Origin of the sequence: Bradyrhizobium sp. SHOUNA76 (assembly GCF_023006445.1) — a bacterium.
Classification (GTDB): domain Bacteria; phylum Pseudomonadota; class Alphaproteobacteria; order Rhizobiales; family Xanthobacteraceae; genus Bradyrhizobium.
On record NZ_JALBHA010000301.1, the window covers coordinates 1 to 8024 of the forward strand.

The following is an 8024-nucleotide window of genomic DNA, read 5'->3' on the forward strand; positions in this document are numbered from 1 at the left end:
CGCCGAAGCCTGCGCCGCCGCAGGCTGCGGTGCCCACGGACAACGAAGTGGCCCTGTTCTGCAGCAACGTCGCCGATCCCGCCGTCGATGCGAGGCTGGCCTGGCAGCTCAAGGAGTTGGAAAAGGCCGAGAGCCTGCTCCGCGAACGGATCGCCGAGGTCGAGGCCAAGCGCGTCGAATATGAAAAGTGGATGGCGCTACGCGACGACTTCCTGAAGAAGGCCGAAGCGAGCGTCGTCGAGATTTATTCGCGGATGAAGCCCGATGCCGCGGCGACTCAGATTGCCGGCATGGCCGACGAGACCGCCGCCGCCGTGCTCGCCAAGCTCAGCCCGAGGAGCTCGAGCGCAATCTTCAACGAGATGGATACGGCACGCGCGGCGCACCTCGCCGACCTCTTGGGCGGAATGCGCCGCGTGGATGACGGAAAGACCAAATAGATGAAGAAGCCGATCCTCATCCTCCCGCTGGCCTCTGTGCTTCTGGCCGGATGCTTCCATGACCCGTCCGAGGTCCTGACCGGCCCGCAAATGTCGCCGGTCGGCGCCGGCTTACGGACCCATGCCGATCCGATCCCGGTGACGCCGCGCATGCGCACGCCCGTCAGTTATCGCTCGACCTGGGACGACGGCACCGATCTCTACCGCGATCCCCGCGCGCGGCGCACCGGCGATGTCGTGACGGTGATCATCTCGATGCAGGACAAGGCCAAGCTCGACAACAAGACCGGCCGCTCGCGCGATTCGCAGGTCAAGTTCGGTCTCGACTGGCTGATGGACGTTGCTGGGTGGCAGGACAAGGGCTCCGCCAACGCCAATCTCAGCACCAACACCCAGATCAAGGGCAACGGTCAGATCGATCGCACCGAGGACATCAAGCTGTCCATCGCGGCCATCGTCACCGACGTGTTGCCGAACGGCAATATGATGATCAGCGGCTCGCAGGAATTTCGCGTCAACACCGAGATGCGCGTGCTCAATGTCGGCGGCATCGTGCGCCCGCGCGACATCTCGCGCACCAACACGATATCCTACGAGAAGATCGCCGAGGCGCGCGTGTCCTATGGCGGTCGCGGAAATCTGTCCGACGTGCAGCAGCCTGGATGGGGACATCGGATCTATGATGCCGTGGCACCATTCTGAGATCTGCGCCGGCGAGGCCGTGCGAGGGCAGGGGACTTCATGCGCCTGATTGCGGCCATCGTGGTGCTGACCCTTGTCGCGATCGGTGCGGGCGCGCTGGCCGGACTGCATCTGTTTGCCGCCGCGGAACGCGCCGCCGATGCGAAGAAGAGCGCGACTCCGCCGCCGCTTGCGTCGAGCTACGCCGGCAGCGCGCGGCTCAGGAAATTGTCTCCGATCGTGACCAATCTCGCCGCGCCCGCCAACAATTGGGCCCGCATCGAGGCCTCCATGGTGACCGAGAGCATGAACGACGAGGAGGCCGGCATCCTGGCCGCGCACATCAGCGAGGACATCGTCACTTACTTGCGGTCCGCCTCCGTCGCGCAGTTCGAGGGATCGCGCGGGCTCCAGCATCTGCGCGACGACCTGACCGAGCGCGCCAACATCCGCTCGTCGGGCAAGGTCCGCGAATTGATCATTGAGACGCTGGTGATCCAGTGAGAGTGAAAGTCCTGCTGCTCGCGTTGATCATGGTCGTGCTGCCCGAAGTGGCGCTCGCCCAGATTCCGGACCTCAACTCGCTGCTTCCGCCCGGAAACGGCTCGACCAGCGGCCGGATCATTCAGCTGATGGCCCTGATCACGGTGCTGTCGGTGGCGCCGGGACTGCTCATCATGGTGACGAGCTTCACGCGATTTGCGGTGGCGCTGTCGTTCCTGCGCGCCGGTCTCGGCCTGCAGACCACGCCGGCCAATCTGGTCATGATCAGCCTCGCGCTGTTCATGACCTTCTACGTGATGGCGCCGACCTTCGACCGCGCCTGGGAGACCGGCGTCCAGCCGCTGATGAAGAACGAGATCTCGGAAGAGCAGGCCTATCTGAAGATCACGGATCCGTTCCGCGAGTTCATGCTGGCCCATGTCCGCGACAAGGATCTGCAGACCTTCGAGTCGCTCGCCGCGGAGAGCTTTCGCAAGAAGTTCGACGACAAGCGGGTCGATTTGCGCGTCATCATCCCGGCCTTCATGATCTCCGAGCTGAGGCGTTCGTTCGAGATCGGATTCCTCATCATCCTGCCGTTCCTGGTGATCGACATGATCGTGGCGACGCTGACCATGTCGATGGGCATGATGATGATGCCGCCGACGATCCTCGCGCTGCCGTTCAAGATGCTGTTCTTCGTGCTGATCGACGGCTGGAACCTGCTCGCCTCCGGATTGGTGCGCTCGTTCTCGTAACGTCGGCGATCGTCGGTCGGCCGGTTATGGTTAGCGGAAAGTAACATTAACCATATGATTTTGCTGACGAATTCAGGTCGATCTTAATCCGGAAGCAAGATTCGGCGTGCTAGCAATGCGTCACGGCGGGTTGGACCCCACCCACAGCAGTCCAAAGGCATGATGCCGCCCCTCCGTACCGGTGCAAGCCCGGTATGTCCCCTGATGAAAATGTAACGCGTACATAAAGGGACATTCGCAATGTCAAGCCTGCTCACGAACTCGTCCGCCATGACCGCGCTCCAGACCCTGCGGTCTGTCAGCTCGCAACTCTCCACCACGCAGAGCCGGATCTCCACCGGCCAGCGCGTGGCCACGGCCGCGGACAACGCCGCCTACTGGTCGATCGCGACCTCGATGCGCGCCGACAATGCCGCGCTCTCCGCCGTCTCCGACTCGCTCGGTCTGTCGGCCGCGACCGTCGACACCGAGTACACCGCTCTGAACAAGGTGCTCGGCGACAGCAACTCCGGTCTGACCAAGCTCCAGTCGCTGCTGGTGGAAGCCAAGACCGCCGGTATCGATCGCAGCAAGATCCAGTCGGAAATCACCCAGATCCAGCAGGACATGAAGAACGTCGCCAGCGCGGCGACCTTCAACGGCGTCAACTGGCTGAGCACCAACGCCTCCACGCCGACGACCGTCAATCTGGTGTCGTCGTTCTCGCGCGTCGGCTCCACGCCGACGACCAGCTCGATCACCGTGACCGTCGCCAACTACTCGCTCTACACCTCGACCACGACCGGCATCCTCGACACGGTGAGCGGCAGCGCGTCGGTCGACAGCCTCAACATCGGTGCATTGACCGACTCGGCCGCTGACCAGACCATTCTCGATGGTTACATCGCGAAGGTCACCGCAGCGATCGGCACGGTGTCTTCGGGCGCCGCCAACCTCGGCGCCATCAAGAACCGTATCTCGAACAACTCGGAGTTCGTGAAGTCGCTGATGGACTCGGTGGATCGCGGTATCGGCCAGCTCGTCGACGCCGACATGAACCAGGAGTCCACCCGTCTGGCGGCTCTCCAGGTCCAGCAGCAGCTCGGCGTTCAGGCGCTCTCGATCGCCAACAACAACAGCCAGAGCATCCTGTCGCTGTTCCGCTAAGTCCAGGACGATCCTAGGGAGGGCCGCGCTTCGTCAGAAGCGCGGCCCTTTCGTTTGGCGCGATGCCGCCGCCATGATTCCGGCTGCCCTGTTGCAAAGGGATCACGGCGCCACAAGCCTCGCACAAGCTTCGCCGGCTAGTCTGGCCGTTACGACGGATTGGGTTCACGCGCATTTCCGCAGCCCAAAGGCATGATGCCGCCCTGTCGTACCGGTGCAAGTCCGGTATGTCCCCAAATCCAATCTGCTTTCAAAGGGACATCGAAGATGGCTTCCAGCCTGCTTACCAACTCCGCTGCAATGACTGCGCTCCAGACCCTCCGGAATGTCAGCGCCAGCCTGCAGACGACCGAAAACCGCATCTCGACCGGCCAGCGCGTCTCGACCGCTTCGGACAACTCGGCCTATTGGTCGATCGCGACCTCGATGCGCGCCGACAACGCCGCGCTCTCCGCCGTCTCCGACTCGCTCGGTCTGTCGGCCGCGACCGTCGACACCGAATACACCGCCCTGAACAAGGTCATCGGCGACCAGAACTCCGGCCTGACCAAGCTCCAGGCGCTGCTGGTCGAAGCCAAGACCGCCGGCATCGACCGCACCAAGATCCAGGCTGAAATCACCCAGATCCAGCAGGACATGAAGAACGTGGCCAACGCGGCGACGTTCAACGGCGTGAACTGGCTGAGCACCAACGCCTCCACCCCGGCGACCGTCAACCTGGTGTCGTCGTTCTCGCGCGTCGGCGGCACGCCCACGATCAACACCATCACGGTGACGGTTGCCAACTACTCGCTCTACACCTCGGCTACGGCCGGCATCCTGGACACGGTGAGCGGCAGCGCGTCGGTCGACACCATCAACATCGGTGCGCTGACTGACTCGGCGGCCGACCAGACCACGATCGACGCCTACATCGCGCAGGTCACCGGCGCGATCAACACGGTCAGCCAGTCCGCCGCCAACCTCGGCGCCATCAAGAACCGTATCTCGAACAACACGGAATTCGTGAAGTCGCTGATGGACTCGGTGGATCGCGGTATCGGCCAGCTCGTCGACGCCGACATGAACGCGGAATCGACCCGGCTCCAGGCGCTGCAGACCCAGCAGCAGCTCGGCGTTCAGGCGCTCTCGATCGCCAACCAGAACAGCCAGAGCATCCTGTCGCTGTTCCGCGGCTAAGCGACGGCTTCGAAAACGACCGTGCTCCCTCAGGGGAGCACGGTCCCCGCCGTGACCGGCGGACGTGACGGCACGAGGCGTGCCCGCAATCGCAATCCCGACGCCAGGCTTCATACGACACGCCGCAACCGCGCTGTTCCGCGCCCGATCGTCCGCGCGTTGACGGCAAGCCGATCGCGTCGCCCCCGCTTCTTGCAAAATTGCAACGCCGTGCCTGCGAACTGACACAATCGTGTCCTCGCGCAACCTTCAGACAAGGTTGGCAGCGGAGTGTCCTCACCGTTCGCATTGGTACGAGGTCATATGCTCAGTCGTGCGCAGGTACAGCAACTGCTCAACAATCTGCTGGAGCTTGGGCCGCGACGCCTGATGGCCTTGGGATTGATCGGCTTTGCCGTTCTCGTCACCGTCGTCGGCGGCGCGTACTATTTGAGCCGCCCCGAATTCGAGACGCTCTATACCGGCCTCACCCGCGAAGACGTGACGCGCATGGGCGCGGCGCTGCGCGAGCAGAACATCACCTTCGACGTCAATACGGCCGGAGACGCGCTCTCGGTTCGCCCGAGCCAAACCATGCAGGCGCGGATGCTGCTCGCCGAGAAAGGGCTGCCGACCAGCGCCAATTCCGGCTACGAGCTGTTCGACAAGATCGGCTCGCTCGGCCTGACCTCCTTCATGCAGGAGGTGACCAAGCTCCGAGCGCTGGAAGGCGAGATCGCGCGCACGGTCCAATTGATGAAGGGCGTCAAGGCGGCGCGGGTGCATATCGTGATGCCGGTGCGCGGCTCGTTCCGGGCGACGCAGCAGCCGCCTTCGGCCTCGGTCGTGCTGCGCACCGACGGCGCGATCGAGGCGCGCACGGCGCAGTCGATCCGTCATCTCGTCGCCGCCGCCATTCCCGGCATGAGCCGCGACAAGGTCACGGTGCTGGACGCCGACGGCTCGATGCTGCTCGCCGAAGAGGACGAGGCGAGCGCTGCCCCGACCAAGATGGCGAGCCTTCAGAAAACGGTCGGCGGCATGGTGCAGGAGAACATCCGCAAGGCGCTGACGCCGTATCTGGGTCTCGACAATTTCGAGGTCAGCGTGGCGCCGCAGCTCTCCACCGACAAACGGCAGATCAACGAGACCGTCTACGATCCGGAGAGCCGTGCCGAACGTTCGGTGCGGAACGTGCGTGAGAAGGAATCCTCGCAGAACGCCGATCGTTCGACGCCGACCACGGTGCAGCAGAATCTTCCCGATCAGCAGGTGAACGCCGGCGGGGGCAAGAACTCCAACGAGGACAAGACCCGCCGCGAGGACGTCACCAATTTCGAGGTCTCGTCCAAGACCACGACGACGGTGAGCGACGGCTATTTGGTGAAGAAGCTCTTCATCGCGGTCCTGGTCAATCGCGCGCGGCTGGTCGCCGATCTCGGCGACAAGAGCAACCAGGCCATCGTCGACAGCAAGCTCGCCGAGATCAGCCAGCTTGCGGCGACGGCCGGCGGACTGGACAAGCAGCGCGGCGACCAGATCCAGGTGACGGCCGTCGACTTCATCGAGGGCTCGCGCGAGCTGGCGCCGGTGCCCCCGATCAGCTTCGTCGAGATGATCAACAAGCAGCTCGGCAGCGTCATCAACGCGGTGACGATCCTGGCCGTTGCTTCGATGCTGGTCTGGTTCGGATTGCGGCCGGCGGTGAACGGCATTCTGACCCATCGCGCGGAGCAGGAGCAGGTCGAGGCCGCCGAGGCCGCGGAGCTCGAAGCTGCTACGGCCCTCGCATTGGCCGAGAGTCAGGACCCCGAGCTCAATCTCGTCGAAGACCTCGAAGGCAAGATGCAGCGAACGCCGCAGAAGCGGCTGGAGCAGATCGTCCGGCTCGATCAGACGCAGGCGGCGGCGATCCTTAAAGACTGGATGCGACGCGAGGAGGCGGCATGAACGCGGCAATCGGAAAGCTCCTGACGCAGTTCGACGCGAACGGCCGGGCCAAGGCACCACCGCCTCCGCCGCCCAGGATCCAGGACGTGCTGACAAGGCCGAAGGAGATCGTGCGCGAGCCTCAACCGCAGCTTCAGGCTCACCCGCAACCTCTGCCCCAGTCGCCGCCTCCGGCGCCGAAGGCGGAAGCCCCGGCGGCAAATCTCCTGGATGATGCTTACCGGCGCGGCCATGCGGCCGGCGTCGCGGAGGGCGATGCCAGGCTTGCGGAGGAGCGCGTCCGCAGCGCGATCCGGCTCGGCGAGGAGCGCGCCAAATGGTCCGACCAGCAGGCGGTCGCGATCGTCAGCGGCTTCGAGGCGGCTTGCCGCGAGATCGAGACCAACATCGCAAGCTCCGTTGCGCGGATATTGCTGCCTTTCCTCGCTGACGCGGTCCGCGACAAGGCGATCGGATCGCTGGTGGAGCAGATTGCGGCCCTGACCGGCAACTCGTCGGTGCCGGCGTTCAAGGTCACCGGCCCGAGCGAGCTGCTCGACCTCGTGAAGACACAGCTTGAGGCGTCCAGGCGAGTCGGCATCGAATACGAGGCCGCCGAGGCGCTGGAGGTTCGCGCCGTGGCCGATCAGACCGTGATCGAGACGCAGATCTCGGCCTGGAGCGAACGCCTGAAGGAAGCGCGCCGGTAATCCGCCATGGAAGAGGTCAAACATGAGCTCGTGATCGTCCGCCGGCGCAGCGCCTTCGCTGAGGAGGCGCATCACGGTGGCGTCTGGAAGATCGCCTACGCGGACTTCATGACCGCGATGATGGCGTTCTTCCTGGTCATGTGGCTGCTCAACGCACTCAACCAGGACCAGAAGCAGGTGGTCGCGAGCTATTTCAACCCGATCAAGCTCGCGGAGAACGCGCCTGCGCCGAAGGGTCTTAAGGATCTTTCCAAGAAAGAGCCGTCGTCGTTCGAAGGTCAGGACGGCCGGCGTCAACCGGCAGGCCCGAACGAAGAACGCCGCGGCGATTCCCCGACGGCCGAGAAGCCGCCCTTCTATGAAGAGAAGGTGCTGTTCCGCGACCCCTACGCGACGCTCGCCGAGATCGCGAGCAGCGCGAACCAGGCCTCGGGCCAGCGGCGCGCCGGCGCGCTCTCGTCCGCCGAAGAGGATGGTCTCAAGGGCGGCGACGCCTACCGTGATCCCTTCGACCCCGGCTATTGGAAGCTGGCGCCGCAAGCGTCCAAGGACGCGGATCGCATGATCGAAAGCGAGTCCAAACCGAATGCCTCCGCGCGCGACGGCGCGTCCGGCACAAATCAGAACGAGCCGCAGGCGCGCCGTGCCAGGGCGGACGATGCTGGCGGAAGCGTGGCTCCGAGCACGGATGCATCGTCCGCAAATCTGTCGCCGCTGCT

At 64.3% G+C, this 8024-nt stretch carries 9 protein-coding genes; all 9 read left to right on the plus strand.

Annotation, left to right across the window (positions count from 1 at the left end):
- A partial coding sequence (locus tag MOV74_RS25145; protein ID WP_246928801.1) for a MotE family protein occupies positions 1-440 on the plus strand: 440 nt, incomplete at its 5' end.
- The gene (gene flgH, locus MOV74_RS25150; protein ID WP_246928803.1) at positions 441-1142 is read left to right on the plus strand and encodes a flagellar basal body L-ring protein FlgH; all 702 of its coding nucleotides are present in this window, start codon (positions 441-443) and stop codon (positions 1140-1142) included.
- Positions 1143-1181: 39 nt separating this feature from the next.
- Positions 1182-1625: a flagellar basal body-associated FliL family protein gene (locus tag MOV74_RS25155; protein ID WP_246928805.1), complete on the plus strand. Its 444-nt coding sequence runs from the start codon at positions 1182-1184 to the stop codon at positions 1623-1625.
- On the plus strand, positions 1622-2362 hold the full coding sequence (fliP, locus tag MOV74_RS25160) for a flagellar type III secretion system pore protein FliP (protein WP_194404177.1): 741 nt from the start codon (positions 1622-1624) through the stop codon (positions 2360-2362). Before MOV74_RS25155 ends, fliP begins: the two co-directional genes overlap by 4 nt.
- 240 nt (positions 2363-2602) lie before the next feature.
- Positions 2603-3508, plus strand: a complete 906-nt coding sequence (locus MOV74_RS25165; protein ID WP_246928807.1) for a flagellin — start codon at positions 2603-2605, stop codon at positions 3506-3508.
- Positions 3509-3775: 267 nt separating this feature from the next.
- Positions 3776-4687, plus strand: coding sequence for a flagellin (locus tag MOV74_RS25170; RefSeq protein WP_246928809.1), 912 nt, complete (start codon positions 3776-3778; stop codon positions 4685-4687).
- 303 nt (positions 4688-4990) lie between these two features.
- Entirely contained in the window at positions 4991-6616 is a 1626-nt protein-coding gene (gene fliF / locus MOV74_RS25175; RefSeq protein ID WP_246928812.1) for a flagellar basal-body MS-ring/collar protein FliF, read from the plus strand.
- Positions 6613-7305 (plus strand): hypothetical protein, encoded by a 693-nt coding sequence (locus MOV74_RS25180; RefSeq protein ID WP_246928814.1) that lies wholly within the window; start codon positions 6613-6615, stop codon positions 7303-7305. Before fliF ends, MOV74_RS25180 begins: the two co-directional genes overlap by 4 nt.
- Before the next feature lie 6 nt (positions 7306-7311).
- A partial coding sequence (locus tag MOV74_RS25185; protein WP_309486834.1) for a flagellar motor protein MotB occupies positions 7312-8024 on the plus strand: 713 nt, incomplete at its 3' end.